Source organism: Gramella jeungdoensis (assembly GCF_023805255.1).
Lineage (GTDB): Bacteria > Bacteroidota > Bacteroidia > Flavobacteriales > Flavobacteriaceae > Christiangramia > Christiangramia jeungdoensis.
The window spans coordinates 31,874-57,950 of record NZ_JAMSCK010000009.1 but is presented as its reverse complement, the minus strand read 5'-3'; the positions used below and the strand labels follow the sequence as shown (position 1 = coordinate 57,950).

29 protein-coding genes, 1 rRNA gene and 1 other RNA gene are annotated in these 26,077 nt (G+C 39.2%); 16 read left to right on the top strand and 15 right to left on the bottom strand.

Features of this window, described 5'->3' with window-relative positions; all coding sequences use genetic code 11:
• Both rrf and NE848_RS17085 read left to right on the top strand, forming a co-directional pair.
• Positions 1-87, top strand: a 5S ribosomal RNA gene (rrf, locus tag NE848_RS17090); the annotation flags it as partial.
• A gap of 115 nt (positions 88-202) precedes the next feature.
• On the top strand, positions 203-1,438 hold the full coding sequence (locus NE848_RS17085) for an MFS transporter (protein WP_252115829.1): 1,236 nt from the start codon (positions 203-205) through the stop codon (positions 1,436-1,438).
• Between the two features lie 20 nt (positions 1,439-1,458).
• On the opposite strand, the gene NE848_RS17080 is transcribed toward NE848_RS17085, so the two are convergent.
• The 4 genes from NE848_RS17080 to NE848_RS17065 form a co-directional block, all read right to left on the bottom strand.
• Positions 1,459-1,992 carry a GNAT family N-acetyltransferase gene (locus NE848_RS17080; protein ID WP_252115828.1) on the bottom strand — a complete coding sequence of 178 codons (534 nt, stop codon included), beginning with the start codon at positions 1,990-1,992 and terminating at the stop codon, positions 1,459-1,461.
• Positions 1,993-2,074: 82 nt separating this feature from the next.
• Positions 2,075-2,626 carry a lipocalin family protein gene (locus NE848_RS17075; protein WP_252115827.1) on the bottom strand — a complete coding sequence of 184 codons (552 nt, stop codon included), beginning with the start codon at positions 2,624-2,626 and terminating at the stop codon, positions 2,075-2,077.
• 103 nt (positions 2,627-2,729) lie between these two features.
• On the bottom strand, positions 2,730-3,158 hold the full coding sequence (locus NE848_RS17070; protein ID WP_252115826.1) for a DUF4268 domain-containing protein: 429 nt from the start codon (positions 3,156-3,158) through the stop codon (positions 2,730-2,732).
• Complete coding sequence (locus NE848_RS17065; protein ID WP_252115825.1) at positions 3,159-3,842, bottom strand: ZIP family metal transporter; 684 nt, start codon at positions 3,840-3,842, stop codon at positions 3,159-3,161.
• Between the two features lie 113 nt (positions 3,843-3,955).
• Here NE848_RS17065 and NE848_RS17060 point away from each other — a divergent pair, with 113 nt between their 5' ends.
• Positions 3,956-5,116, top strand: a complete 1,161-nt coding sequence (locus tag NE848_RS17060) for a THUMP domain-containing class I SAM-dependent RNA methyltransferase (protein WP_252115824.1) — start codon at positions 3,956-3,958, stop codon at positions 5,114-5,116.
• Here the strand turns inward: NE848_RS17060 and NE848_RS17055 are convergent.
• Genes NE848_RS17055 through rlmD form a run of 3 tightly spaced genes read right to left on the bottom strand, consistent with a single transcriptional unit; the run spans position 5,113 to position 7,726 of the window.
• The gene (locus tag NE848_RS17055) at positions 5,113-5,817 is read right to left on the bottom strand and encodes a DUF6048 family protein (protein ID WP_252115823.1); all 705 of its coding nucleotides are present in this window, start codon (positions 5,815-5,817) and stop codon (positions 5,113-5,115) included. The genes NE848_RS17060 and NE848_RS17055 overlap by 4 nt on opposite strands.
• Positions 5,798-6,316, bottom strand: coding sequence for a DUF6452 family protein (locus NE848_RS17050; RefSeq protein ID WP_252115822.1), 519 nt, complete (start codon positions 6,314-6,316; stop codon positions 5,798-5,800). The genes NE848_RS17055 and NE848_RS17050 overlap by 20 nt, the downstream gene beginning before the upstream one ends.
• Positions 6,317-7,726: a 23S rRNA (uracil(1939)-C(5))-methyltransferase RlmD gene (gene rlmD, locus NE848_RS17045; RefSeq protein WP_252115821.1), complete on the bottom strand. Its 1,410-nt coding sequence runs from the start codon at positions 7,724-7,726 to the stop codon at positions 6,317-6,319. It abuts the gene before it with no gap.
• A 173-nt stretch (positions 7,727-7,899) separates the two neighbouring features.
• On the opposite strand from rlmD, the gene rocD reads away from it, so the two are divergent.
• A complete protein-coding gene (gene rocD, locus NE848_RS17040; protein WP_252115820.1) occupies positions 7,900-9,183 on the top strand; it encodes an ornithine--oxo-acid transaminase in 1,284 nt (427 codons plus the stop codon).
• A 69-nt stretch (positions 9,184-9,252) separates the two neighbouring features.
• Here the strand turns inward: rocD and NE848_RS17035 are convergent, their stop codons facing one another.
• Genes NE848_RS17035 through NE848_RS17025 form a run of 3 tightly spaced genes read right to left on the bottom strand, consistent with a single transcriptional unit; the run spans position 9,253 to position 11,635 of the window.
• Positions 9,253-9,579 (bottom strand): CCC motif membrane protein, encoded by a 327-nt coding sequence (locus NE848_RS17035; protein ID WP_252115819.1) that lies wholly within the window; start codon positions 9,577-9,579, stop codon positions 9,253-9,255.
• A gap of 17 nt (positions 9,580-9,596) precedes the next feature.
• Complete coding sequence (locus NE848_RS17030) at positions 9,597-9,890, bottom strand: DUF2752 domain-containing protein (protein ID WP_252115818.1); 294 nt, start codon at positions 9,888-9,890, stop codon at positions 9,597-9,599.
• Positions 9,887-11,635: a T9SS type A sorting domain-containing protein gene (locus NE848_RS17025; protein ID WP_252115817.1), complete on the bottom strand. Its 1,749-nt coding sequence runs from the start codon at positions 11,633-11,635 to the stop codon at positions 9,887-9,889. Before NE848_RS17025 ends, NE848_RS17030 begins: the two co-directional genes overlap by 4 nt.
• Before the next feature lie 76 nt (positions 11,636-11,711).
• Between NE848_RS17025 and NE848_RS17020 the strand changes: the two genes are divergently transcribed.
• Entirely contained in the window at positions 11,712-11,915 is a 204-nt protein-coding gene (locus NE848_RS17020; protein ID WP_252115816.1) for a hypothetical protein, read from the top strand.
• Positions 11,915-12,463: a Smr/MutS family protein gene (locus NE848_RS17015; RefSeq protein ID WP_252115815.1), complete on the top strand. Its 549-nt coding sequence runs from the start codon at positions 11,915-11,917 to the stop codon at positions 12,461-12,463. Before NE848_RS17020 ends, NE848_RS17015 begins: the two co-directional genes overlap by 1 nt.
• Before the next feature lie 3 nt (positions 12,464-12,466).
• Here NE848_RS17015 and NE848_RS17010 read toward each other — a convergent pair whose 3' ends face one another.
• Positions 12,467-13,462: a hypothetical protein gene (locus tag NE848_RS17010; RefSeq protein ID WP_252115814.1), complete on the bottom strand. Its 996-nt coding sequence runs from the start codon at positions 13,460-13,462 to the stop codon at positions 12,467-12,469.
• A gap of 87 nt (positions 13,463-13,549) precedes the next feature.
• Between NE848_RS17010 and NE848_RS17005 the strand changes: the two genes are divergently transcribed.
• Complete coding sequence (locus NE848_RS17005; protein WP_252115813.1) at positions 13,550-14,698, top strand: cysteine desulfurase family protein; 1,149 nt, start codon at positions 13,550-13,552, stop codon at positions 14,696-14,698.
• 63 nt (positions 14,699-14,761) lie between these two features.
• Here NE848_RS17005 and NE848_RS17000 read toward each other — a convergent pair whose 3' ends face one another.
• Positions 14,762-16,453: a M23 family metallopeptidase gene (locus NE848_RS17000; RefSeq protein ID WP_252115812.1), complete on the bottom strand. Its 1,692-nt coding sequence runs from the start codon at positions 16,451-16,453 to the stop codon at positions 14,762-14,764.
• Between the two features lie 182 nt (positions 16,454-16,635).
• Here NE848_RS17000 and NE848_RS16995 point away from each other — a divergent pair, with 182 nt between their 5' ends.
• The 4 genes from NE848_RS16995 (at position 16,636) to rny (ending at position 19,029) form a co-directional block, all read left to right on the top strand.
• Entirely contained in the window at positions 16,636-16,926 is a 291-nt protein-coding gene (locus tag NE848_RS16995) for a hypothetical protein (RefSeq protein ID WP_252115811.1), read from the top strand.
• Between the two features lie 8 nt (positions 16,927-16,934).
• Positions 16,935-17,228 carry a cell division protein ZapA gene (locus NE848_RS16990; RefSeq protein ID WP_252115810.1) on the top strand — a complete coding sequence of 98 codons (294 nt, stop codon included), beginning with the start codon at positions 16,935-16,937 and terminating at the stop codon, positions 17,226-17,228.
• Positions 17,229-17,278: 50 nt separating this feature from the next.
• A non-coding RNA gene (ssrS, locus tag NE848_RS16985) (6S RNA) lies at positions 17,279-17,410 on the top strand.
• Positions 17,411-17,466: 56 nt separating this feature from the next.
• Complete coding sequence (gene rny / locus NE848_RS16980; protein WP_252115809.1) at positions 17,467-19,029, top strand: ribonuclease Y; 1,563 nt, start codon at positions 17,467-17,469, stop codon at positions 19,027-19,029.
• A 161-nt stretch (positions 19,030-19,190) separates the two neighbouring features.
• On the opposite strand, the gene NE848_RS16975 is transcribed toward rny, so the two are convergent.
• Both NE848_RS16975 and xerD read right to left on the bottom strand, forming a co-directional pair.
• Positions 19,191-20,141 carry an aldo/keto reductase gene (locus NE848_RS16975; protein ID WP_252115808.1) on the bottom strand — a complete coding sequence of 317 codons (951 nt, stop codon included), beginning with the start codon at positions 20,139-20,141 and terminating at the stop codon, positions 19,191-19,193.
• A 77-nt stretch (positions 20,142-20,218) separates the two neighbouring features.
• Positions 20,219-21,115, bottom strand: a complete 897-nt coding sequence (xerD, locus tag NE848_RS16970; protein WP_252115807.1) for a site-specific tyrosine recombinase XerD — start codon at positions 21,113-21,115, stop codon at positions 20,219-20,221.
• Positions 21,116-21,227: 112 nt separating this feature from the next.
• Between xerD and NE848_RS16965 the strand changes: the two genes are divergently transcribed.
• The 5 genes from NE848_RS16965 (at position 21,228) to NE848_RS16945 (ending at position 24,369) form a co-directional block, all read left to right on the top strand.
• Positions 21,228-21,821 (top strand): porin family protein, encoded by a 594-nt coding sequence (locus NE848_RS16965; protein WP_252115806.1) that lies wholly within the window; start codon positions 21,228-21,230, stop codon positions 21,819-21,821.
• A gap of 123 nt (positions 21,822-21,944) precedes the next feature.
• The gene (locus NE848_RS16960; protein ID WP_252115805.1) at positions 21,945-22,418 is read left to right on the top strand and encodes a hypothetical protein; all 474 of its coding nucleotides are present in this window, start codon (positions 21,945-21,947) and stop codon (positions 22,416-22,418) included.
• A gap of 149 nt (positions 22,419-22,567) precedes the next feature.
• Positions 22,568-23,179: a porin family protein gene (locus NE848_RS16955; protein ID WP_252115804.1), complete on the top strand. Its 612-nt coding sequence runs from the start codon at positions 22,568-22,570 to the stop codon at positions 23,177-23,179.
• A gap of 75 nt (positions 23,180-23,254) precedes the next feature.
• Positions 23,255-23,677, top strand: coding sequence for a type II 3-dehydroquinate dehydratase (gene aroQ, locus NE848_RS16950; protein WP_252115803.1), 423 nt, complete (start codon positions 23,255-23,257; stop codon positions 23,675-23,677).
• Entirely contained in the window at positions 23,677-24,369 is a 693-nt protein-coding gene (locus NE848_RS16945; protein WP_252115802.1) for a Dph6-related ATP pyrophosphatase, read from the top strand. Before aroQ ends, NE848_RS16945 begins: the two co-directional genes overlap by 1 nt.
• Positions 24,370-24,567: 198 nt before the next feature.
• On the opposite strand, the gene lpdA is transcribed toward NE848_RS16945, so the two are convergent.
• On the bottom strand, positions 24,568-25,959 hold the full coding sequence (gene lpdA, locus NE848_RS16940) for a dihydrolipoyl dehydrogenase (protein ID WP_252115801.1): 1,392 nt from the start codon (positions 25,957-25,959) through the stop codon (positions 24,568-24,570).
• Positions 25,960-26,077: the final 118 nt, after the last annotated feature.

Below are 26,077 nucleotides of genomic sequence, written 5' to 3'. Positions count from 1 at the left end.
CACCTCTTCCCATTCCGAACAGAGAAGTTAAGCCCGTTAGCGCCGATGGTACTGCTATCATTGTGGGAGAGTAGGTCGCCGCCTTCTTCTTGAAAACCCCTTCAGTTATCCTGAAGGGGTTTTTTTTATGGGGTTAGGTAGCTGCGATGAGTTCTATAATTTTGACTATATTGAGTCCGGCTAATCAATTTATTACTTCAATATGCAGCGCAACTATACTGTTGTAGGTCTTATTCTTATCACCTTTTTTGTAATTTCTTTTCTGACCAATATTCTGGGAGCCTTAAATCCCAGTGCATCGGCCAGTTTCGATTTAACCGAAACTATGGCCGGATTCCTGCCGTTTTCTTTTTTTATCGCATATGGGGTGATGTCTATACCAGCTGGTTTTCTACTGGAAAAATTTGGAGAAAAAAGGATGATGATATCAGGTTTTATCCTGGCATTTATGGGTTCTTTATTATTTGCACTCTTTCCCACTTTTTGGTTGTTTGTGATCAGTTTGTTCGTGATTGGAGCAGGTATGGCTATTTTACAGGTGGTAATTAATCCTTTGCTAAGAATTGCCGGAGGTGAAGAGCATTATGCATTTAATTCTGTTCTTGCTCAGTTAATGTTTGGGCTTGCTTCTTTCATAAGTCCTTTGGTATATTCGTTTCTTGTTGTGAATATGGCTGGCTCTGAAGTTTCATCAAATCTGAACTTCCTTAATAGTATTGTGAATGATGAGATGACCTGGACAATCATGTACTGGTTGTTCTCAGGAATTTCGATTATTATGATAATTGTGGTCTTTTTAACGCCAATGCCAAGAATCTCTTTAAAAGAGGAGGAAAAGGTTGGAAGCGCAAAGACCTATTTAAAATTATTTCGCAGCAGAACCATTATTTTATATTTTTTCGGAATTTTCTCCTACGTTGGTATAGAACAGGGAATATCTTACTGGATGTCTAAATTCCTTCAAATTTATCATGGTCTTGATTATGAAACTACAGGGGCGGTAGCAGTTGGAAGATTTTGGGGGCTTATGACAATTGGTGGGATAGCAGGTCTTTTTTTATTAAAGCTGTTGGATAGTAAACTCGTTCTTAAGATATTCAGCATTCTGGCTATTATTTGTCTTGCTTCAGGGTTGTTTGGGACTACCCAAATTTCTTTTTATGGTTTTCAGGCCAGTGGGTTCTTTTTAGCAGTAATGTTTCCTATAATAATTTCATTAGGTCTTAACTCTTTGAAGGAACATCATGGATCGGCAGCGGGTATTTTTATGTCTGGTATAATGGGGGGCGCGATATTTCAAATACTAATAGGGTTTTTAGGAGATACTTTCTCATTAAAAACTGGGATGATGTTTAATTTCCTTGGGCTGGCATATATTTTAAGTATTGGTTTTTGGGCCAAACCTTTGATAAATAATAAGACCTTAAATAAAAAATAGTTTGAAGGCTGATTAGAGTACTATCTGGCTGGATTTATCTTTGCATAAAATTCCACGTTAATATATTTACCATTTTTTATTTCAGATTCCTTCATACATCCTTCATATTCAAATCCCAGTTTTTTCAGGACTTTGGATGAATTTTTATTTTCTGATTCCACAAAGGCTTCTATTCGATGAAGCTTAAAATCTTTAAACAAATAATTGATCACTTTTTCCCCGGCTTCCTGAATAAATCCATTACCCCAATGATTGGGTAGTAGCCAAAAGCCTAATTCAGCTTTATTATGCTCTTCATGAAAATCATTTAAGCCAATGGCCCCACAGAATTCTTCAGAATTTCTTAACCAGATTGACCACCATTTCCCCGAACCCGATTTTTCCAGGTTTTCATACCAGTTCATCTGTTCTTCTGTTTCTTCGAAACTATCAAAATGAACCCCATAAAACTTAATAACTTCGGGGTGGGAGAGTCCTTTAAAGATGTTTTCATGATCTGCTCTCTGAATTTTTTTTATAATAAGTCGCGGGGTGTTAAGATTGTTTTCGGTCATATTTCTTTATTGCACCATAAAAATAAAAAGCCGCGCCAAAACCAGCACGACTTATATAAGTAATTATTAAAAGTAGTTTATATTATTGGGAATAAACCTGTTTTCCGGTGATGGTCATTTCATAATTAATACCTTCTTCACTGCCTTCCTGCGTGATGTCAAATGCGAGAACCATTCTGGTAGCGGTCAATTCTTGAACTGTATAGGTAAGCACCTGAGGCTGGTTTACACTTTGGGTATTGATTTCTCCGATCTGGTTGGAGATAGTAATTTTGTTTCCGCTAATGGTCCATTCTCCCGTTCCGTTAAAATCAACATTATTGATATTCATATGCATTTGTTCACCCATAAAATCATAGGTCATCAAATAGCTGATACTTCCCTGTGAAATAAATTTTTTATCACTGGTAAATTCAACAGTTGCGTTAACATCCGAAGTTTCAACATTATAATCCATATCTATCGGCTCTCCGGGATAATCAACTTTTGAATTACCAGTATAATAATAGTCGTCTAAATTCCATGTGCCTACTAGGTTTGAAATTTCTATCGAAGCCATGGTTTCGTTGTCCTCTGAACAGCTCACAATGAAGATCACAAAAAGAAAGAGAATAGAAAATCTGATAGTTTTCATATGAATGGTTTGATTGGTTACCCTTAAAAGGAAAGCATGATAGGGTAAGACGAAGTCTCTAACTTTCTGTGAGTCAAATTAATAAAAAAACAGATTCTTTGAATTAATTTTTGATAAAATCGCTAAAATCTTTAAAAAATTCTTCTAAATGCATCATTTTAGCTGCAAGAAATTCTTTTACTACTGGCCAGTCTTTCCGGTTATGTATACTAACATTATCTAGCTGAACATATATCCTGGATACAATTTTCCCTTCCGGTAGTTCATAATTTTCATCATAGATAATTTCTGGGAGATACTCCTCTTTCAGGATCTTTTGTAGCGATAGGAGCTTTTCAAAATAATATTCCCTTATCAAATCATCCTCATCAATGATATCCAGAGAAACCTGTGCTAACTTTCGGTTAAAGGTAAATTTTAACTGGACCTCTTTAATCTTTGTATTATAGAGTATCCATTTTTTAGGATACTCCTTTCCGAAGCTGGTCCAGAATTCCTGTCTCAATCGTTTTGATTCTTCTCTGCTGAACATTTAAATGAAATAGGCGAGTAGGATACCCAGGATTATCACTGCGAGTTTTGAAGCATTAAAGGAATGGTTCTTTGAGGCCTCGAACAAAATTGTTGTCGACACATGCAGGAAGATCCCTATCACTACAGCATTCACAAAGGTTGAATATTCAGATATAAACTCAACATTATTTTTTAGCCAGCTTCCAAGCGGCGTCATCAAAGCAAAAAAGGCCAGAAATAGAAAAACTTTTGTTTTACTGAGCTTACTATGAACCAGGAAAACCGAAAGTATGGCGGCCACAGGTACTTTATGCACAACTACTCCATGAAGCAAATGGTTATCATTATCTAAAGGAAAACCTTCCAGGAGTGAATGAAGGCTTAGACTAAAAAGTAACAGAACAGGGAAAGCTGCTGAGTTTTCCTGGAAATGCAGATGCCCATGTTCCACGCCCTTGGATAGGAATTCTAGAATTATCTGTAGTAATAATCCCAGCATAATAAAAACACCTATCCCTGAATCGGGATCCCGGTACACATCCGGCAAAAGCTCAAGTACCGTTACTGCAAGCAGATAGGCCCCACTAAAGGCTAGCAAAAGCTTAAATCCCGAAGAACTTCCCGGCTTTAAAAAAAGAGAGATTAAATAACCTACAGCAACTGCAAGTATGGGTAGCAGATAAATATAAAGGTTCGTCAACAAAGTATTACTGGTTGGTTGCTTACCGGATGCGCCACGTAAAGCGGAACAATCCTGTAATTATTATACTTTCCGCACAAAATTAACTTATTTTTGTCGTTCTATAAAGAAGGATTATGGCGAATAACTTTAAAATGATCGCAAAGACCTTATATGGTTTTGAAGCGATCCTTGCAAAAGAATTACTGGATCTTGGTGCTATGGATATCAAACAGGGTAACCGGATGGTTAGCTTCGTTGGTGATAAAGGTTTTATGTACAAGGCAAATCTGTGCCTTCGTACAGCCATAAAGATCCTTAAGCCATATGAAAGCTTCAGGGTGAATTCTGAGCAGGAATTATATGATAATATAAAGCGACTGCCCTGGGAAGACTTTCTGGATGTGAATGGTAGTCTTGCAATAGATTCAGCCGTGCACTCTGATATTTTCACGCATTCTCAATATGTTGCATTAAAAACCAAGGACGCCATCGTAGACAGGTTTCGTGACCGATATGGAAAGAGGCCTGATGTAGATCTTGATTTTCCCGATCTTAGGATCAATATTCATATTGAGAAGAATTACTGTAATGTTTCTTTGGACAGCTCTGGTGATTCCCTCCATAAGCGAGGATACAGGGGCGCTACCAATATAGCTCCCATAAACGAGGTGCTTGCCGCAGGGATGCTTCTTCTTTCGGGATGGCAGGGGCAGTGTGACTTTCTGGATCCTATGTGTGGGAGTGGCACTATTCCTATAGAGGCTGCTATGATCGCATGCAATATCCCGCCTAACATTAATAGAAAGGAATTTGCATTCGAAAAATGGAAAGACTGGGATGAAGATCTATTTGAAAAGATCGAGGAATCTGCAATGAAGAAGATCAGGGACTTTAATTTTAAGATCAAGGGCTATGACAAAGCTCCTTCAGCAGTAATGAAGGCCCGGGAGAACGTGAAGAATGCTAATCTTTCAGATTTTATCCAGATAGAACAGAAGAACTTTTTCGAGAGTGAAAAGGAGAATAAAGGATACCTGCATATGCTTTTTAATCCTCCATATGGTGAACGACTGGAAATCGATGTCGAAGAGTTTTACGCTAAAATAGGGGATACCCTTAAACAAAATTACCACGGAACCCATGCCTGGTTCATAGCTACTAATTTTGACGCTATAAAAAGTGTAGGACTAAGAGCTTCCAGAAAGATCAAACTTTTTAATGGTCCTCTGGAAGGAAGACTATTGAAGTATGTGATCTATGAAGGTTCTAAAAAGAAAAGCAAACAGGACAATTAATTCCTCTCTCTTTTATAAAGTGGTATCAGGTAAGAGATAGAATAGCCATAGCCTGCGCCAAATTCACTGCCGTCATAAGTACGTCCAAACCCCGGAATAACCAGATTGTCAAAGTTAGTCGGACTGTTCTGGCCAATTCTTCTTTTTAGTTGAACATTGGCCGAAAGATAAAGATTGTTAAGTACCTCTACCTTAAGACCTACAACCAATTCTGCCCAATTGGCAGTGAGTCCGCTCACTTCACTGTCGTCTTCTCTTATATCCGGTCCAAAATAATCGGAAGAAGTATAAACCCTATATTGATCCAGTGTTTGAGAAAATGTGGCAAAGCCATAACGAACTCCTACAAAAATGGCATTTTGCATATCCTGCCAGTTCTCATAAGCGTTATAATCACCCCCGACTTTAATATAGCTCCCTTTTGTTAAGGTCTGGATATTATCGCCCTCAAAAGTCACCTCTTCGTTTCCTATTTCGGCAGCAGCATAGAAATTATTATAAACCCGGTAATCACCCACCAGTTCCAGGCCGCTATATTTATCATCAAGCAAGGTTCTGAGAGGTTTACTAAGATCTACACCAACTCTTACCCCGTATTTTTCTTTATACCGAACAGTATCTGTTTCGGTCGTCGTTTCCTGGGCAAAACCAGGAAGGCATAAAATCAGGAGAAAAATTAGGCTAGAAAAATATCGATACATGGGCCTGATTTTGATCTTCAACAATTGGGCGTTCAATCTGAATATCCTGTATCCAGTTATCATCGTCATTTTCTACATCTATCTTTAAACCAACATAATTTACCTTATATGCACATGCCCGGTTCAGGTATTCTTCCTCACGGCCATAACTGATAGTTAAAATATCAGAATTTCCAGGCTCTTCGGGCTCTTCACCTTCCTGGGGATCGGCTGGAGTATTCAATGTGAAAATGTATTCTGTAATATCCTGATCGGTCCTAAGAGGAACGGCAATACTATCCTGACTATAACGATTATAAACATAGCTGGTATCATTTCCCACAGAGCGAACTCTGAGGTTTTGCGGAGCCTGAAGTTCTTCGGGAGCTTCATTATCGTAGAACCTGATGATGAGCAATGGAGTGGTCTCAGTACTTTCAGGACAGATGTCGTCACGCTGACAGCCAAAACTGGCTAATAAAAAGCAAATAAGTAAAAATTTACAGGTATATATTTTCATTTATCTTCTTTCTAAGCAAACCACGTTCTCAACATGATGCGTTTGCGGGAACATATCAACTGCCTGTGTGGCCGTTACCTTATAATGTTCGTCCAGCAAAGCCAGATCTCTCGCCTGGGTAGCCGAATTGCAACTAACATACACGATTCGTTCCGGCAATATACCAATAATTTGTGCTACCACATCCTTATGCATACCATCCCTTGGGGGATCGGTTATGATAACGTCTGGATGTCCATGTTTATTGATGAAACTTTCGGTGAAAACCTTACGCATATCGCCAACATGGAATTCCACATTCTCGATATCATTTCTTCTGGCATTTTCCTTCGCGTCGGCAATTGCTTCTGGCACAGCTTCAACGCCAACCACTTTTTTTGCCTGTTTTGCCACGAACTGTGCGATGGTTCCGGTGCCGGTATAAAGATCATATACCAGTTCGTCACCTTTCAGATTGGCATAATTTCTCGCAATCTTATAGAGATTATAGGCCTGGTCAGAATTTGTTTGATAAAATGATTTTGCGTTTATCTTGAACTTGAGACCTTCCATTTCCTCAAAAATATGATCACGACCTTTATAGCATATCACCTCCTGATCGTAAATGGTATCATTTGGTTTGTTATTGACCACATACTGTAGCGAAGTGATCTCTGGAAATTTTTCGGCCAAAGCATTCAGCAATAGCTCACGTTGTTCTTTTCTATCTTCAAAGAACTGAACGAGTATCATTATTTCTCCGGTAGAAGAAGTCCTTATCATAAGAGTACGCAGAAGCCCTTCCTGATTTCGAGTATTGAAGAATTCCAATCCATTCTCAGTAGCGAAATCTTTTACAAAATTCCTGATGGCATTGCTGGGATCTTCCTGAAGATGACACTTTTCAATGTCAAGGATCTTATCCCACATTCCCGGAATATGGAAACCAAGCGCGTTGCGATTTTCAATGTTCTCACCGCTTTGAATCTCTTCCTGGGTTAGCCAGCGGCTATCGCTGAATGAAAATTCCATTTTGTTGCGATAGAAGTAAATCTTTTCACTACCTAATATTGGTGTAACCTCAGGCAATTCTATTTTCCCAAGTCGGCGAAGATTATTTATCACTTCCTGCTGCTTATATTCCAGCTGGTATTTGTATTCCATATTCTGCCACTTGCAGCCACCACAGGTTCCAAAATGTCTGCATACCGGCTCCGTTCTTTTGTCCGAAAGTTTATGGAATTCAACAGCAGTTCCCTGGTAGTATGATTTTCTGCGACGCGTAGTCTGTACATCTGCAATATCTCCGGGCACGGCATTATCTATAAAGATCACTCTTCCATCTGGAGATTTGGCAACTGCCTTGCCTTTGGCACCCGCATCGGTCACTTCAATTTCGCTGAAAAGCTTGTTTTTATTTCTTCTGGCCATAGCGCAAAAATAGGATAATTAACAAGATTTAAAGAGAGGGCGGTTGAAATTTTCAGCAAACATTTAGTATTTTGCAGGAATTCAAAATTGAGGATGATTTCTCTCCTTTTCGTGGGTACTTCCAGAGAAAAAAGAAGGAATTGCGTAACACTAATACAAAAAACAGATTTTACATGCCATTACCAAAAATTAATTCTTCTGAAGAAGCTATTAAACTTGAAGACCAACATGGAGCTCATAACTATCATCCACTACCTGCAGTATTAAGCAGGGGAGAAGGCGTTCATGTATGGGATGTGGAAGGCAAAAAATACTACGATTTTCTTTCGGCCTATTCAGCGGTGAACCAGGGTCATTGTCACCCTAAGATCGTTGAGGCTCTGCATGGGCAGGCTTCTAAACTGGCGCTTACTTCACGTGCATTCCATAACGATGTACTTGGTGCTTATGAAAAATATGCTACGGAATATTTCGGTTTTGATAAGCTCTTACCAATGAACACTGGTGCTGAAGCCGTTGAAACCGCAATCAAGATCGCTCGAAAGTGGGCTTATGAAAGAAAAGGTGTTAAGGAAACCGAAGCCCAGATCATAGTTTGTGAAAACAATTTTCACGGAAGGACTACGACCATTATATCATTCTCTAATGATGAAGAAGCACGTAAGAACTTTGGGCCATATACGCCGGGATTCATAAAGATCCCTTACGATGATCCCGAAGCACTTGAAGCGGCGATCGAGAATAACCCGAGCGTAGCCGGATTTCTTGTGGAGCCTATTCAGGGTGAAGCCGGAGTTTATACGCCAGCTGATGATTTTATGAGTAAGGCCAAAGAGATCTGTAATAAACATAATGTGCTTTTTATGGCTGATGAGATTCAGACAGGAATTGGAAGAACAGGAGGCCTGCTTGCGGTTTGTGGGCACTGTACCTGTGAGAACCATTGTGAAAGGCAGGAAGAAACCTATACCAGACCCGATATTCTGATTCTTGGGAAAGCACTTTCCGGAGGAAATTACCCTGTTTCTGCAGTACTGGCCGATGACGAAGTGATGGATGTGATACAGCCGGGACAGCATGGGTCAACTTTTGGAGGTAACCCTGTAGCTGCAGCCGTAGCTGTTGCGGCCCTTGATGTTGTGAGAGATGAACATCTTACCCAGAATGCAAGAAAGCTAGGGAAACTTTTTCGAAGATTGCTTGATGATTATATCATGGAGTCCAATATCGTTAACCTCGTTAGAGGGCGTGGTCTGCTGAATGCGATTGTGATAAATGATTCTCCTGAAAGCAGCACTGCCTGGGATATTTGTCTGGCACTAAAAGAGAATGGGTTGCTTGCCAAGCCTACTCATGGCAATATAATTCGTTTTGCTCCTCCTTTAGTGATGAACGAAGAGCAATTAAGAGACTGTGTAGACATTATCATAAGGACCTTAAAACAATTTGAGAAATAGTATTAATTTTAATACTCAATAAAAAATCCCGCCACTAAGCGGGATTTTTTTATTCTATATAAATTTAGATTATCCGCCATATTCCCTTATAATCTCTTGCTGTATCTCATAGATTCCTTCAAAGCTTCCATAGAGTATAAGGCTAACTATCAGGCTTATTATACTTAGTGCACTTAATACAAGACCTATTATTGCCAGAATTCTGCCTGTCTTGACATTCTGATATCCGGTATAAAGTTCGGGATTGGCACTGTAGATCTCCATAGCCCGATTAGACATTATGAGGGCTATAATCCCGAAGACCACACCGAGTATCCCGTAGCAGCAACATCCTACAATCGATAAAATACCAAAAACTAAAATAAGGGTGGAATTGGGTAATTCTTTTTTTTCCATAGTGAGGTTTTAATTGGTTAGTTGAAAATATGAATCATTTTAATGATATACGCGATGGCAATGATAACTGCATTAAAAATGATCAGTCCCATTTTTATGCTGTAATCATATCTAAATTTATAAAAAAGATTGAATAGCAGAAATGCCAATAAAACTAACAGGCTGTAAATTGCCGGATACATAAAAAAGGCTTTTGAGAACTCACCCTGAAAAAGTAATACAGCAGCTCTTTGCGCTCCACAACCCGTACATTCAATCCCGAAAAGGGTCTTGTTAAGGCAGGGTAGCATATATTCCTGGAGATTCGTCAATTCTTGATGCCTATCTTTTTAGTTAGTTCCCGCTGATCGGTTGTATTTACCTTTACAATATAAACAGCATTCGATAAATTTCCTGTAGGAAGTGCAAAATCTTTCTGATTCCCTTTGAAACTCTGACTAAATATGATTTTTCCATTAAGGTCGTAAAGCCGAAAACTACTTATTCCGGTATCATAAAGAACTTTTAACTCTAATTTCTCTTCCCTGTTATTCTGGAAAATGTCTATAGTATTAAGAAGGATATTTGGTGGTTTCGGTTTGTAACCTTCTGGTGCCTCAGGATCAGTTTTACTGGTTGGAAGTTTTTCAATATAACTTAGATAGAATCTTTCATTGTATTCACCTTTAGCTAAACTTAGCTTTAGGTAACCTGTTTTTATGCCAAAATAAAGATCATCTTTAGAATCATATATAAACAAACGGTCTGGATTGAAATTATTCAGTTCTGCAACAGAGAACTTAAGGCTGGTTTCTTTTTCCAGTTTAACTTTTAATGGAATGAGTTCCTCATCCTTTTTAGGTCTAACGTTAATTATATAAGCTTCGCCCGAAAGTGACCAGTTAACATCACTGGGTGCTGAATCCATTTTCCGGGCATCCATGGCATGATCTTCATCGGGCGTGGCATTATCCCTTAAAGCGAGAACAAGTTGTCTTATATACGTGGAATCCATTTCAATATTCAATCTCAAAGAAGGGATTGCGGTTTCATGGTTTTTGAATTCGGAAACTCCTGGCTCTTCCTTTTGAAATACTCTTTGTGAATTCTGAAAAACGATCTTACCCTCATTTTTTCCAATTACCATGAATCCTTGCGCGATAGGGCTTATGTCCCTGGCATATAATTGTCCTATCTCGCCTGTTTCGGTACCATCGGGATATTTTCTGAAAATAGCAGGGACATATATCCCCGCACCTGGAGAATAGGTGCCATAGCCACCTTCATAATCTGAAAGATAATGTGAGTTTCCATTCTTTCTGGAATCCCAGAAATAAGCGATCCCGGTAGAAGAAGTATTTTCTGTGAGGAATTTGTCCAGATCCAGGGCCGACGGATATGGATTTCCCACGAGAAGAGTCTGATCTTTTTGAATTGGTAGTTCGATTTTTCCGTCATTGGGCATTCCTCTAAAATCATAAATTTGGGATGAGCCTGCATTTATGGGCTGTCCTTCAATTTCTTTCAGGTTGATGCCATTAACACCCTTCATGGTGAAACCTTCTCCCGGCTTAAGGTCAAAATGATCACCTGCATAATGCCAGTTGGAATAGCTGGTTCCAGAAAAAGTATAGATCCAACGGTTGGAGATGCTTAAAGGATCGCTGCTTCCGTCCAGGGCAGATATAAGTTTTGCATTCCTGCTTTCTGTATTGCTTAAAGGTTCGTAAATGAAATCATTCAGCTGTTTATTTTTATCTCCAATCCTAACGGGTAGTCCCCAGTAATTATAGTCATAGGCATTGGAAGTGCCTTCTTGAAACACAGAGATCTTGCCCGAGCCTTCATTCTGACTGATATTTTTTGCTCCCTGAATTAATTGAGCTTCATTTCTGAAATAGATACTAGCTTGTGTTTCTTTCCTAAGATTTTCGGTAAGATGAATTTCATTTTCTACATAAAGTAACCGGTCTTTTGCATAGAGATAGCTATCCGACTTTTCAGAAGGGGCAATATACAATTGCGCGTAGATTCCACTTACGCTAAAAATCATTAAAAAAAGGAGTGGAAGCTTCATGAAAGCCATAAATTTGCCTAAAAGTAGTAAATAAAGCATTTCAAAATTCACTTTTTAAATTTTTAACTAACTGAAAATGAATAATTCACAGGTGATAAACACGTTGCTTATTGTTATTGGAGGAGGAGTACTTCTTTATACACTTTCAGCCGATGACGTAAGTCCTTATTTTAAGATTGTTGGGCTCGTAATTATTATGTTGGGGCTATACAGGGCAACTAATTTCTGGGTTGCTACCAAGGATGATCATAAAACTGATAATGATAATAAGGAGGATTAATGGACTTAAAACCAGGAGATAGAGTTGAATTGCTTGATGATGAACTAAGCGGGATCGTCCAGGAAATTAAGGGAGAGGAAGTGAGCATTCGCACGGAAGATGGTTTTATAATGACTTTCCCTGCTGAACAATTAGTAAAGATCCATGATGATATTGATCCGGCAGATATGGGTGGTTTCGATTTTGAAGAAGTACTTGAAGAAAAGAAGCCGGCCAAAAAGCCCAGATCCATTCCATCGAGATCAAAGGACAAAAAGCAGCCTCCAATGGAGGTGGATCTTCATGTGAACCAGCTGGTAAGATCAACTAAAGGGATGAGCAATCACGAAATGCTGAATTTACAGCTGGATACTGCCAGGCATAAACTTGAATTCGCTATTAAAAATAGGATACAAAGAATAGTTTTCATACATGGAGTGGGGGAAGGTGTACTGAAAATGGAACTGGAATATCTTTTAGGCAGATATTCAAATATCAGGTTCTATGATGCCGATTATCAGAAATATGGCCTGGGAGCTACCGAAGTCTATATTTTTCAGAATCCCTAATTACTAGCCTTCTGTTTCAGGTGTTTCTTCTTCCCCGTTGGTATCACCACAGGTTGGATCCTGAGCTGGGCATTGAGGAAAGTCTACCCCAGTTGAATTGAGATTTCCCAGATTATAGGTTTGGAACTGAATGGATTCACCCGAGCCATCCTGCTTTTCAAATTTCAGGTTATTTATAAGGATCTGAAGTCCATAACTGCGGGTAATATCATGAGAAATATAAACCTCATGCTGAAATTCTGAGGTTTGTTCCTGGTTTAGATAATTTGATATGCCCTGGGCAGTTTGAAATGCTGCAGGATTGTCTTCGTTACCTTCTTCAACTTCAAATCTGGTAAGAACCCCGTCATCGTCATCATCATTATCCAGGTAATTTGGAATTCCGTCTTCATCTGTATCTCTAAAACCATCTTCGTTAACCGGATCATCGGCACTGTTGGCTAATTCATTTCTGGTTGGCACATTATCCCCATCATCATCAACATCCAGGTAATCTGGTATTCCGTCTTCATCAGTATCCTGGTTTGAATTCCAACCTTCTTCCTGGTTTTCCAGGCCGTCCCCATCGGGATCGGCAGTACCTGTTTCATCAATAAAACCTGTATTCACCACTACGGTTCCTCCCGGTTCACTTGCCCATTCTTCAATAACATCGGGAGAACTTGGAGGCACTACATTACAGAAATAATTATTAGGCACTTCAGAATAATAGATCCGGTAAACCAGGCGGTTATTTTCGGTCAAGGCGAAAGTTACCTGCTCTTCTTCCGGCGGAATAAGATTATCATCTTCATCCACGTCGAGTTGATTATTGTTGAATTCGAGGGAGATTGATTCAAAAACATCATTGTTATTTATAGCATAGATCACGTTCTTGTTTGGGCCGTTGCAGAATTCAAGGGTGCTATCTTCAAAATCGAAACTGGTAACGATAATCTCTCCGTCATCGCAGGCGCTGAACAGAACTAAAAATAATGTGCCCAATAACAAACGTCTCATCAAGATGCTTTTTCAACAAAAATAAAGGAATCAAACTTATAAGGAAGCGATGTAGGAAATTATTTTATTTCCATTAATTTTGCGGTCATGAATAAAGTCTATTTTGATTCAGCAGCAACAACCCAGTTAAGGGAAGAAGTGGTCGACAAAATGACCCGCGTATTAAAAGAAGTTTACGGTAATCCCTCTTCCACTCATAGTTTCGGGAGATCTTCCAAAGCCTTAATAGAGCAGGCCCGAAAGACTGTGGCAAACATTCTTAACGTAAAAGCTTCGGAAATTGTTTTTACCTCCGGAGGTACAGAGGCCGATAATCTTGCTCTTAATAGCGCCGTGCGGGACCTGGGAGTAGAAAGGATCATTACTTCAAAAGTTGAACATCACGCCGTACTTTATACCGTGAATCAACTAAAGGATTGTTTTGATGTAGAAGTAGAATACGTTGCGCTGGATGAAAGAGGAAATGTAGACCTGGTCGATCTTGAAAAGCGATTAGAAAATTCTGATAAGAAGACACTGGTGAGCCTGATGCATGTTAACAATGAGATTGGTAATAAAATAGATCTCAAGAAGACAGCAGAGCTGGTAAAATCTCATAATGCTTTATTCCATTCTGATACCGTGCAATCCATCGGTCATTTTGAACTGGACCTGAATGAAATTCCTGTGGACTTTACCGCGGTAAGCGCTCATAAATTTCATGGCCCTAAAGGGGTTGGATTTGCATTTATAAGGAGAAATTCCGGACTCAAACCTCTTATTTTTGGAGGAGAGCAGGAGCGAGGCCATCGTGCCGGGACCGAAGGGGTGCATAATATCGTTGGCCTGGAAGAATCGCTTAGGCTTGCTTATGATAATCTTGAAGAGGAGAAGGAGTACATAAGTTCCCTGAAAAGACATTTTATCGATAGTCTTAAAAAGCAGATCCCGGGAGTAAAATTTAACGGGAATTGTGAGGATTTTGAAAATAGTACCTATACTTTGATAAATGTTTGTCTGCCTGTTTCCCAGGAAAAAGCCTTAATGCTTTTATTCCAATTGGATCTTAAGGGTATAGCCTGTTCAAAAGGAAGCGCCTGCCAGAGCGGTAGTGACCAGGGTTCACATGTTTTAAACGCATTCCTGCCTGAAGATGACCTTAAAAAGCCTTCATTAAGATTTTCATTTTCACGTTACAATACCAAAGAAGAAATAGATTACGTGGTGAATAGTCTTAAAGAATTCATTGAGAGTTAATAAAGATATTAGCTGGATTTAGTTCAGCCTTTATAAAAGCCAGAATGCTAATTCTGGCTTTTTTTATTTTCTATAAAACTTCGCAGTGTAAGTAGTAGTATTCCCTACATTATCGGTTACGATCACTTTAAGATCGTTCTCGGTCTCTGTAACTACCCCATCAGTGAAATAATGGGTAAGTGTATTGTTCTTGTATTCGTATTCCATCAAGATGAACTTCCCGTTTACCGTTGCTCTGTAGGAGTCGATTCCAGAAAGATCATCAGTGATCTTAACCTTTAGGGTTTCATTATTGGAGATCCATTGTCCGTCATAGAAATTAACCGGTCTTACTTCAGGTGGATTTATATCAGCCACTATAGTGTATTTTCCAAAGGTCCTGGTTCTTGTGATAAAACGGTTTCCTTTTTTGTAGGTAGTTGAATAGTTAGGTTTTCCATAATCCCCCAGACGTGCAATAAAAAGCATTTCCAAATCCTCTTTAGGATACTTGCTCATATCAAAACCAATGGTCATATTTCTGTGAAGAGGGATCTCGTCACGGTGCAGTTCTATAGTATCACCTGTAAATTTGATATCCAGATAGGCATCTTCATAAAGACTTCCTTCAGGGATATAAACATCTATATTGTTCTCTTTTACTGAAAACGCTTTGTTTGCTTTGGCGAGATATGGAGTCTCTTTTTTATCCCTTTTCTGGATCCTGTCGCTTATCTGTCCTTTTATTGGGATTCTTACCAGTTTTTCATTTCCCTGGATGTCCAGAACACGAATCGTGTACTGATAGTCGAGACTGTCTTTGATATTGAGTTTTCCTTCTTGCTTTAAATTACCATAAAGACTTAAAGGATTACCAGGATTTCTGAAAAGCTTTTGTATCCTGTCGTGATGATTGGCATAGTATTCATAATCGATAAGCTGATTAAGATGTCTTGTTTCTGAAAATGAAAACTTTTCAAAGTTTATCTCGAATACCTGATCTCCATTAAGGCTGGCTTCGATTCTATAAACCCCATTAGGGTTGTAAGCACCATCCTGCCTGTCTATAGCAGAGATACCAAAGCCTATTTCGCCACATGCTTCAACCTGGTTAGTGGTGTAGGTACCATCATTTAAAGGAATAAGCCTAAGTTTCTGACGTTCCTGCGAATTATTTACATGTGCATCTTCTCCCAGAGGATAAGCGAAAAGCCCGTCTATTTGGGGCTCACGATTATCGGGCACTTCAATTCCAAATAATTGTGCGTTCATTGGGCGTTGACCCCCATCCCTTATTTCAAAATGAAGATGAGGACCGGCACTCCCTCCCGTATTTCCGCTATAGGCTATAACTTCTCCCTGCTCCACCTGTAATTCTCCAGCTTCAGGGAAGAGTTCGATTTCGTAAGATTCTTTATTATACTGTCTCTTTCTAACATATTCCTTGATCTTAGGAGCCAGTTTCTGTAAATGCCCATACACGGTAGTATACCCATTTGGATGTTGGATATACAAAGCTTTTCCATAGCCATAATGCTGAATATTTATACGGCTTATATGTCCTTTGGCAGAGGCTTTTACTTCAAGGCCTTCCCGTCCCTCGGTTTTAATATCGAGACCACTGTGAAAATGGTTGGATCTTAATTCCCCAAAGGTTCCTGCAAGTACAACAGGTACATTCAGTGGGTTTTCAAAATAATCGGCGGAAACCGGAGACTGTGAGTGTAAAAGTGTTGAAAAAAAGATTAAAAATAACAGGCTTGTTGCTCTCTTCATAGATCTGGTATATTCAATTTTAAACCTGGCGTAAAGTTAAACAAACTTGGCTCAAAATTAAATGTCTTGCTACCAGAGAATTATTGGAATTGTTGATTATTATTTCAAAACAGCTAAAAAAGTATTGGGATATTTAAAAGCGTATGTTAACTTTGTAAGGGTTCACATCGGTTTTAGCGCTTATGAGTGAAATGACAGAAATAGTTGATAACCTTGAGAATAGGATCAGTAAGCTGCTTCATAAATACGAACTTATGAAACAGTCTAATGAAGCTCTTCAAAAGGAATTAACGTCTGTTAGAACTGAATATGGGAAGCTGGAGGAAGATTTACAATCTTCCAGGGATCAGATTCAGACCTTGAAAGCGGCGAACGCGATGCTTGGCAGTACCGACCATAAAAGAGAAACTAAGCTCAAGATAAACAGCCTGATCAGAGAGATCGATCAGTGCATAGTTCAGTTATCTGAATAACTTAAAAGATGGAAGATAAACTGAAGATCAAAATATCGATTGCAGACCGCGTTTATCCGCTAACTATCCAGCCGAGCCAGGAAGAGGGTTTGCGAAAGGCGGCCAAGAAGATCGAGGCGATGATCAAACAGTTTGAGCAGAATTACGCGGTGAGGGATAAGCAGGATGTATTAGCAATGTGTGCTTTGCAGTTTGCGGCCCAAACCGAACAAAAAAATATCGATAAATCGAGTGAGATGATTGAAGCAGAGGAGAAATTAAGATCACTTAACGATCTGCTGCAGCAACATTTAACCTCATAAGTTCTTTAAATAAAATAAGGTTACTGCCTGTATTAGTGCTTTTTTGATAAACTCAACACGAATTCTTTAAAAAGGGTGAGTCTAAGTTGTAAAAGCGTGCCGTGTCCTTTTTCGGTATATCCGGAAGAGGAGAGCGGATCCTTGATCAGCTTGTTAGCCCTAAACCTGATTTTAAGGAGTTTATAACAAAACCTATCTAATGCAGGCTTTTTTTATATATCTATCTAAACACTGAATAATGGAAATATTAACTATAGCAATAGCCGCGGTGGTGGGTCTCGCCCTCGGTTTTGGAATTGCGAAAATGCTGGAGAAAAAACAGGCGTCTAATACGATTGCCGGTGCAAAAAAAGAAGCAGCCAGTATTATAAAAGAGGCTAAAGCCGAAGGAGAAAGTATTAAAAAAGACAAGATCCTGCAGGCTAAAGAGAAGTTCATCGAACTTAAATCTGAACACGAAAAGGTTATCCTGGCGAGGGATAAGAAGATCAACGATGCCGAAAAGCGTATTAAGGATAAAGAATCTCATGTCTCAAATGAATTAGGTAAAAACAAAAAGCTCAACAAAGAGCTGGAAGATAAGATCGCCGATTATGATCATAGGATCGAATATCTTGAAAAGAAGCAGGAAGAGATAGACAAGCTTCATAACAGCAAAGTTCAGCAGTTAGAGGTGATTTCAGGGCTTTCAGCCGAAGATGCCAAAGCTCAGCTTATAGAATCTTTAAAGGATACAGCCAAGGCCGATGCCATGTCGCTTATTCAGGATACGGTTGAAGAAGCCAAACTTACTGCACAACAGGAAGCCAAGAAGATCATTATCAATACAATTCAAAGAATAGGAACAGAAGAGGCGATCGAGAATTGCGTTTCGGTTTTTAACCTTGAAAGTGATGATGTGAAAGGTAGGATCATTGGCCGTGAAGGTAGAAACATTCGCGCACTTGAAGCTGCTACAGGGGTAGAGATCATTGTGGATGATACTCCGGAGGCAATTATCCTTAGTTGCTTTGATTCGGTAAGAAGGGAAGTAGCGAGACTTTCGCTTCATAAACTAGTGACTGATGGTAGGATTCACCCGGCCCGTATTGAAGAAGTGGTGAAGAAAACCCGTAAACAGATCGAAGAAGAGATTATTGATATAGGTAAGAGAACGGTTATAGATCTTGGTATCCATGGTCTTCAGCCTGAACTTATCAAAATGGTAGGAAGAATGAAATACCGTTCTTCTTATGGCCAGAACTTATTGCAGCACTCAAGGGAGGTTGCCAAACTATGTGGTGTAATGGCGGCAGAACTTGGATTGAACCCTAAGCTTGCAAAACGTGCCGGACTCCTCCATGATATTGGTAAAGTGCCGGAAACCGAAACCGAAGTGCCTCACGCTATTCTTGGAATGCAATGGGCTGAAAAATATGGTGAGAAGCCAGAAGTTTGCAACGCCATTGGAGCTCACCACGATGAGATAGAAATGAATTCACTTCTATCGCCAATCGTTCAGGTTTGTGATGCAATAAGCGGAGCAAGACCAGGAGCCAGAAGACAGGTGCTCGATTCATATATTCAGAGATTGAAAGACCTTGAGGACATAGCCTTTGGTTTTGGAGGTGTAAAAAAAGCATACGCGATCCAGGCCGGTAGAGAATTGAGGGTGATTGTGGAAAGCGAAAAGGTTTCTGATGAAAAAGCATCGAACCTTTCTTTTGAGATCTCTCAGAAGATACAGACAGACATGACCTATCCTGGTCAGGTAAAGGTTACCGTTATTCGCGAAACCAGAGCTGTAAATGTTGCTAAATAGTCTTTAAGTAAAGTGATAAAAAGTAAAAGCCGTTCCTTTAGAACGGCTTTTTTTATTGGTAAGCTATATTACCTAAAATGTCATTTCACTGAAGCAAAGCGGAAGGAGAAATCTAAATCATAAAGATTTCTCTCTTTGGTCGAAATGACATTAATTCTTCACTAATCATCATAAATATTCTCATAGGAATTACCTTCAAGCTCAAAGAATTTTCCGGTAACATATCTGAAATGGTAATCCAGATCAGCGATTTCCTTCATGTCTTCTTCATCCAATTGATATCCGGCGCTCATCAGGTTTTCCTTAATCCGGTTTTCATTGGTGGATTTTGGAATTACAGCCGTACCTCTTTGCTCACTCCATTTTATTAGGATCTGGCCGGGACTTGCTCCGTGTTTTTTAGCGATTTTCACTATGGTAGGATTTTCCAGAAGCGAAGGTTCATCCTTAGCTTTCATTTCATCTGGCCTGTCGCCGCTTCCCAGGGGTGAGTATGCCGTTACATTGATACCATTCTTACTGCAAAATTCGAGGAGTTTATTCTGCTGCAGATATGGGTGTAGTTCCACCTGGTTCATTTCAGGAATATGATCCGTCTCTGCCATCAGATCTTTTAATTTCTGAATGCTGAAATTTGAAACCCCAATGTGTTTTACGAGTCCCTGTTCTTTGGCTTTTATCATTTCGTTCCAGGTTTCGATCAAAGGAGCCTCCTCTAACGAGAGATAATCGTCGGCAGTTTCAGGAAATCCTTCAACCTCGGGATCAAATGCCACAGGCCAGTGAATAAGATAAAGGTCCAGGTAATCCAGCTGCAGGTCATTTAGGGTATTCTTCAATGCGGGAATTACATCTTCTTTTTTATGAGCATCGTTCCACAGCTTAGAAGTAACCCAAACATCCTCGCGTTTTACTTTTCCGTTTTTGAAGATTTCTGCCATACCATTACCGACTTCTTTTTCATTTCCATATACCGCGGCGCAGTCAATATGCTTATAACCATTTTCGAGTGCTATTTTTACAGCTTCAGTAACTTTTCCTTTTTTTGATTTCCAGGTACCCAGGCCTATGGCATCGAGGGTATCTCCGTTCTTAAATTTTAGTTTCTTCATAATTCAATTTTTCATGAAAGTACTAATTATGACAGGGGAGATGAAGTGATAGAATGGGTTTAGCAGAATTTTAATATCTATTTACGAGGGTGATAATCTTCCATAACCTTTCTAAGGTGACTTCTATCTACATGAACATACACTTCGGTTGTTGTAATGCTTTCGTGCCCTAACATTTGCTGAATAGCCCTTAAATCGGCTCCGTTTTCAAGCAGGTGAGTCGCAAAAGAATGCCGAAAGGTATGAGGACTTACTTTTTTCCTGATCCCGGCAGCTTCCGTTAGTCGCCTAACTATTGTAAAGATCATGGCCCTTGTTAATTTATTTCCCCTGCGGTTTAGGAATAAAGTGTCAGTTGCTTCCGGTTTAATATCCTGGTGCACCCTTACCTGGTCCTTATAAATATTGATGAATTTCACCGTATAATCTGAAATAGGAACAAATCGCTGTTTATCGCCTTTCCCGGTGACTTTGATAAAACCTTCTTCAAAGAAAAGATCAGATAGCTTAAGGTCGATCAATTCAGAGACTCGCAGTCCGCAGCCATATAAAGTTTCAATAATGGCGCGATTACGTTCTCCTTCATTTTTGCTAAGATCTATAGCGCCGATAATCTTATCTACTTCTTCAATAGATATGGTATCCGGAAGTTTACGTCCTATTTTAGGAGATTCCATAAGGTCCAGAGGATTATCTTTTCGATAATCTTCAAAGACAAGAAAGCCAAAAAAACTTCGGAGGCCGGAAATTAAACGGGACTGTGACCTCGCATTTAAGCTTTTTGAGGCATCATAGATGAATTCCTGGATGGTTTTATCTGAAATATTCAGCGGACTAACTTCAATTTTATTAACGTTCAGAAAATTGATGAGTTTTATTACATCCAGACTATAATTCTCGATGGAATTTGCTGAAAGTCCGCGTTCAAGCTTTAAATAATGCCGGTAATCCTGTAGCGCATGCTGCCATTTCATGTGTTAAAGATAAGAATTAAGCTTTGTTAGTCTTAGTAATACTTTAGGCTTGGGTAACATTTTTTTAACAAGTTGAAACCTACATTTGACCCGAATCAAAAAACTGAAAGTGATGAAAAAGACATTTTTATTAGTTGCTATTGCGATTTTTGGATTGGGTGCATCAGCAAATGCACAGGAATACTGGAACTTTGGTATTAAGGGTGGAGCCAATTTCACTAATATGAGTTCTGATGGATTTGAAGACAATAACAGTAGAACAGGCTTTCATTTGGGCCTTTTGGCTGAAATTCCGGTAAGTGATCGATTTTCTATTCAACCTGAGGCTTTATACTCTACTCAGGGTTTTGAAGTTGAAACCTCAAATTACACAGATGAGTATAAATTGGACTATATACAGGTTCCGTTAATTGCAAAGATCTATTTGATCGATGGATTTGCAGTGGAAGCAGGACCTTCTTTCAACTTTCTTGTTAATGAGGAATATGAATATGAAAGTGGATTACTGGAAATAGAAAATGACTCTGAACTGGCCAGTAGCTTTGAATTTGGAGGGGCTTTAGGTCTTTCCTATAAATTCAATAACGGTTTCTTCCTGAGCGGAAGATATACGAAAGGCTTCACTAATGTATATGACAGTGATGACTTTGACGATGATGCTATTAAGAATAATGGCTTCCAGGTAGGATTGGGTCTCCAGTTCTAGAATTTTTGAATAACACCTATGAAAAGAAAGCGCAGGAATTTTCCTGCGCTTTTTTATTTTTCTCAATAGATCGGCTTTTTCATTATATTTAATAGTGATTAACAACCTAAAAATCAATTTATTATGAGAAAGCTATTAATTATTGGGGCATTATTTATGGCTTCATTTACAGCTTATCCACAAGGTGGATTTAAAGCCGGTTTGAATTTGGGAATTCCAGTTGGAGATATATCAGATTATTATAATCTCCAGTTCGGAGCCGATGTGGCTTACATGTTTAGTGTTGCAAATACCTTTTCAGTAGGCCCTATGCTTGGTTATTCAAACTTTTTTCCTGAAGACTCCGATGTATATGATAATGTACAGTTCCTACCAATAGCTGCTTCTGGCAGGTTAAATTTAGGAAGCGCATTTTTCCTTGGTGCCGATCTTGGTTATGGAATTGGGATTAATGATGGCAATGACGGCGGTTTTTATTATCGCCCACAGTTAGGTTATGATTTTGGACTTATTGGCCTGGTGGCTTCTTATTCTGGCGTGAGTACAGACGGAGACACAGCCAGTTCAATAAATCTCGGAGTAGAATTTGGATTGTGATTTAAGTTTAGCACTTATTTTTTAAAGCGGAGGTGTAAGCTTCCGCTTTTTTTAGTTGAAGGGAATTTCCCCCTTTATTTATTTATAAGTTATTATCATACAGTGTTTTGTGATATATTTATTTTAATTAACCAATTAAAAATCCCATTATGAAAAAATTAATTTTGGCTTTGGCCATAATCTTTTGTGCCATCTATTCTGTGAATTCCCAGGAATCGCATTTTGGAGTTAAGGCAGGTGTAAATTTCGCTTCAATTGGAGGGGATGATACGGAGGATGCTGATGGAAGAACAAGTTTCCATGTTGGAGTTTTGGCAGAATTAATGTTCACAGATCAATTTGGAATTCAGCCTGAAGTTCTCTATTCAAGCCAGGGAGCTAAAGCCGAAGATTCAGAAAGCGGCTTTACAGCTAAAGGAGAATTGAAGCTGGATTATATTAACGTTCCTATTCTGGCTAAATATATATTCTCGCCAGGATTCAGCGCTCATCTTGGACCTCAAATAGGCTTCTTGACAAATGCTGAATTGGAATATGAGGAATCTTTTGGTGGAGAAACTATTTCAGGAACTGAAGATGTGAAAGAGTTTATGAACGATATTGACTTTGGCGTGGCCGGAGGTCTGGGATATAAACTCGATATGGGACTGTTTTTTAATGCTCGTTATGTTCTGGGTATTTCAGACATTAATGACGATGACGATTCAGATTATAGTCAGCAGAATAATGTATTCCAGTTTTCTGTTGGATACATGTTCTAGAAATAACTTGTATAAAGTTAAAGCGGAAGCATGCCTTCCGCTTTTTTTATGCCTTAATTTTAATACCTTTATTCTATGAAACTGATTATTATAAATGGTCCTAACCTGAATCTGCTAGGTAAGAGGGAACCGGAAACATACGGCCATCGAAGTTTTGAAGAATATTTCTCAGAACTACAGTTCAAATTCAGAAATGTTGAACTTTCTTATTGTCAAAGCAATATCGAAGGTGAATTAATCGATAAATTACACGAGTCTATAGGAGAGTTTGACGGTGTCATTCTAAATGCTGCCGCCTATACACATACTTCCGTGGGCATTGGAGATGCTGTGAAGGCTATTGAGGTTCCTGTTGTAGAAGTGCATATTTCCAATACCTTTTCAAGAGAAGATTTTAGGCATAAATCTTATATTTCCCCTGGCACTAAAGGGGTGATCATAGGTTTCGGATTGCAGAGTTACGATCTGGCTATCCAGAGTTTTCTTGATAAATCCTAATGAAAAAAGCCTGGTTAAACTGGAGCAGTGGGAAAGATTCTGCCATGGCATTATATCATGTACAGCATGAAGATGAATACAGTGTGGAAAAACTCTTTACGACCTTAAGTGATACCCATCAGAGAGTTTCCATGCACGGACTGAGGAAAGATTTGCTCCTTAAGCAGGTTGAATGCATAGGTTTGCCTTTGCATATCGCTGACCTTTCTACAGACACTTCACTGGAAACCTATAACAAGGTGATGGAAGAAGAATGTCTGAAACTCAAAAAGGAAGGCTTCACCCATAGCGTCTTTGGAGACATTTTTCTTGAAGACCTGAGGGAGTATAGAGAGCAGCAACTGAAAAGCATAGGCTTAGAATGTGTATTTCCTTTATGGCAGAAAGATACAGCGAAGCTTATGCGGGAATTCCTTGATCTGGGGTTTAAGGCGATTGTGGTTTGTACCAATTCAAAATACCTGGACGATAGTTTCTGCGGAAGAGTTATCGATAGTGATTTTCTAAAAGACCTACCTGCCAATGTTGATCCCTGTGGTGAAAACGGAGAATTTCACACCTTTGTTTTCGACGGACCGATTTTTACCCATCCTGTGAATTTTAAAATAGGAGAGAAGCATATAAAAACCTATGATTCTGAAGCTGATAAATGGGATAATAGATTTTGTTATTGTGATTTGCTACCTGAATAAAAAACCAGAAACGATTTGTCCAGCTGAACTCGTTTCAGCTTCTCTCTTAAAAGATCCTGAAACTAGTTCAGGATGACATTACTCAAGACTAAGTTTGTGATTAATGAAAAATAAAAAAATCCTGCATTTGAATCAATACAGGATTTTTTAATATTTCTAAAGTCTAAAGTCTAAAGTCTAAAGTCTAAAGTCTAAAGTCTATAAGTGAATTACTTCATCATAAGCATCAGCCACTGCTTCCATTACTGCCTCACTCATTGTTGGGTGCGGGTGAACGGCTTTTAGTACTTCATGACCGGTAGTCTCCAGTTTTCTACCAAGAACGGCTTCAGCGATCATATCGGTAACACCAGCACCGATCATGTGGCAACCAAGCCATTCTCCATATTTAGCATCGAAGATCACTTTTACGAATCCGTCAGATTTTCCAGCAGCCTTGGCCTTACCGGAAGCAGAGAATGGGAATTTACCAACCTTAAGCTCGTAACCGGCTTCTTTAGCCTGTTTCTCCGTCATTCCTACTGAGGCGATTTCAGGAGTTGCATAGGTACATGCTGGGATGTTTCCGTAGTCAAGCGGCTGAACATCCATTCCCTTTATTTTCTCTACAGTGATAATACCTTCAGCAGAAGCTACGTGAGCAAGAGCAGGTCCATGAACCACATCTCCTATCGCATAAATTCCTTTTACATTTGTCTGGTAGAAATCGTTAACAACGATCTTATCTTTTTCGGTTTTGATACCAAGTTCTTCAAGGCCTATATTTTCAATATTGGTTTTGATACCAACAGCTGAAAGTACAACGTCTGCTTCAAGAGTTTCTTCTCCTTTCTTGGTCTTAACCTTCGCCTTTACTTTATTTCCTGATTTTTCAACGCTTTCTACAGAAGAATTGGTCATCACCTTGATCCCGGCTTTCTTCACGCTGCGTTCAAATTGTTTTGATACTTCTTCATCTTCCAGTGGCACCAGGTTTGGAAGGAATTCCACAACAGTCACCTCGGTTCCCATTGCATTGTAGAAATGGGCGAATTCAACACCAATTGCTCCAGATCCAACCACGATCATTTTCTTAGGCTGCTTCTCAAGGCTCATTGCCTCACGATAACCTATTACGGTCTTACCGTCCTGCTTCAGGTTAGGTAGCTCTCTTGAACGTGCTCCGGTAGCGACAATAATATGGTCTGCAGAATATTCCTTTTTCTTATCATCCTTATCGGTAACTTCAACTTTCTTTCCCTGTTTTAGTTTACCAAAGCCATTGATCACATCAATTTTATTCTTCTTCATAAGGAACTGAACTCCTTTGCTCATGCCATCAGCTACATTACGGCTGCGCTTTATAACCGCTCCAAAATCCTTATCTGCTTTTTCCAGTTTTAGTCCGTAATCTTCCGCATGTTTCAGATAGTCAAAAACCTCGGCGCTTTTAAGAAGGGCCTTGGTAGGAATACATCCCCAGTTAAGACATACGCCTCCCAGATTTTCTTTTTCGATGATCGCGGTTTTAAAACCCAGTTGTGAGGCTCTAATGGCAGTTACATATCCGCCCGGGCCACTACCTAAAACTATTATATCATATTTACTCATATTCGGTATATTTTGAATCGGTTACAGAAGTTGCGAATTTAAACAATTTAAGCTTAAACTGAAAGGAAGAGAAGGAGAGATGAAGGCATAAAAAAGCCTGTCTGGTTGAGACAGGCTA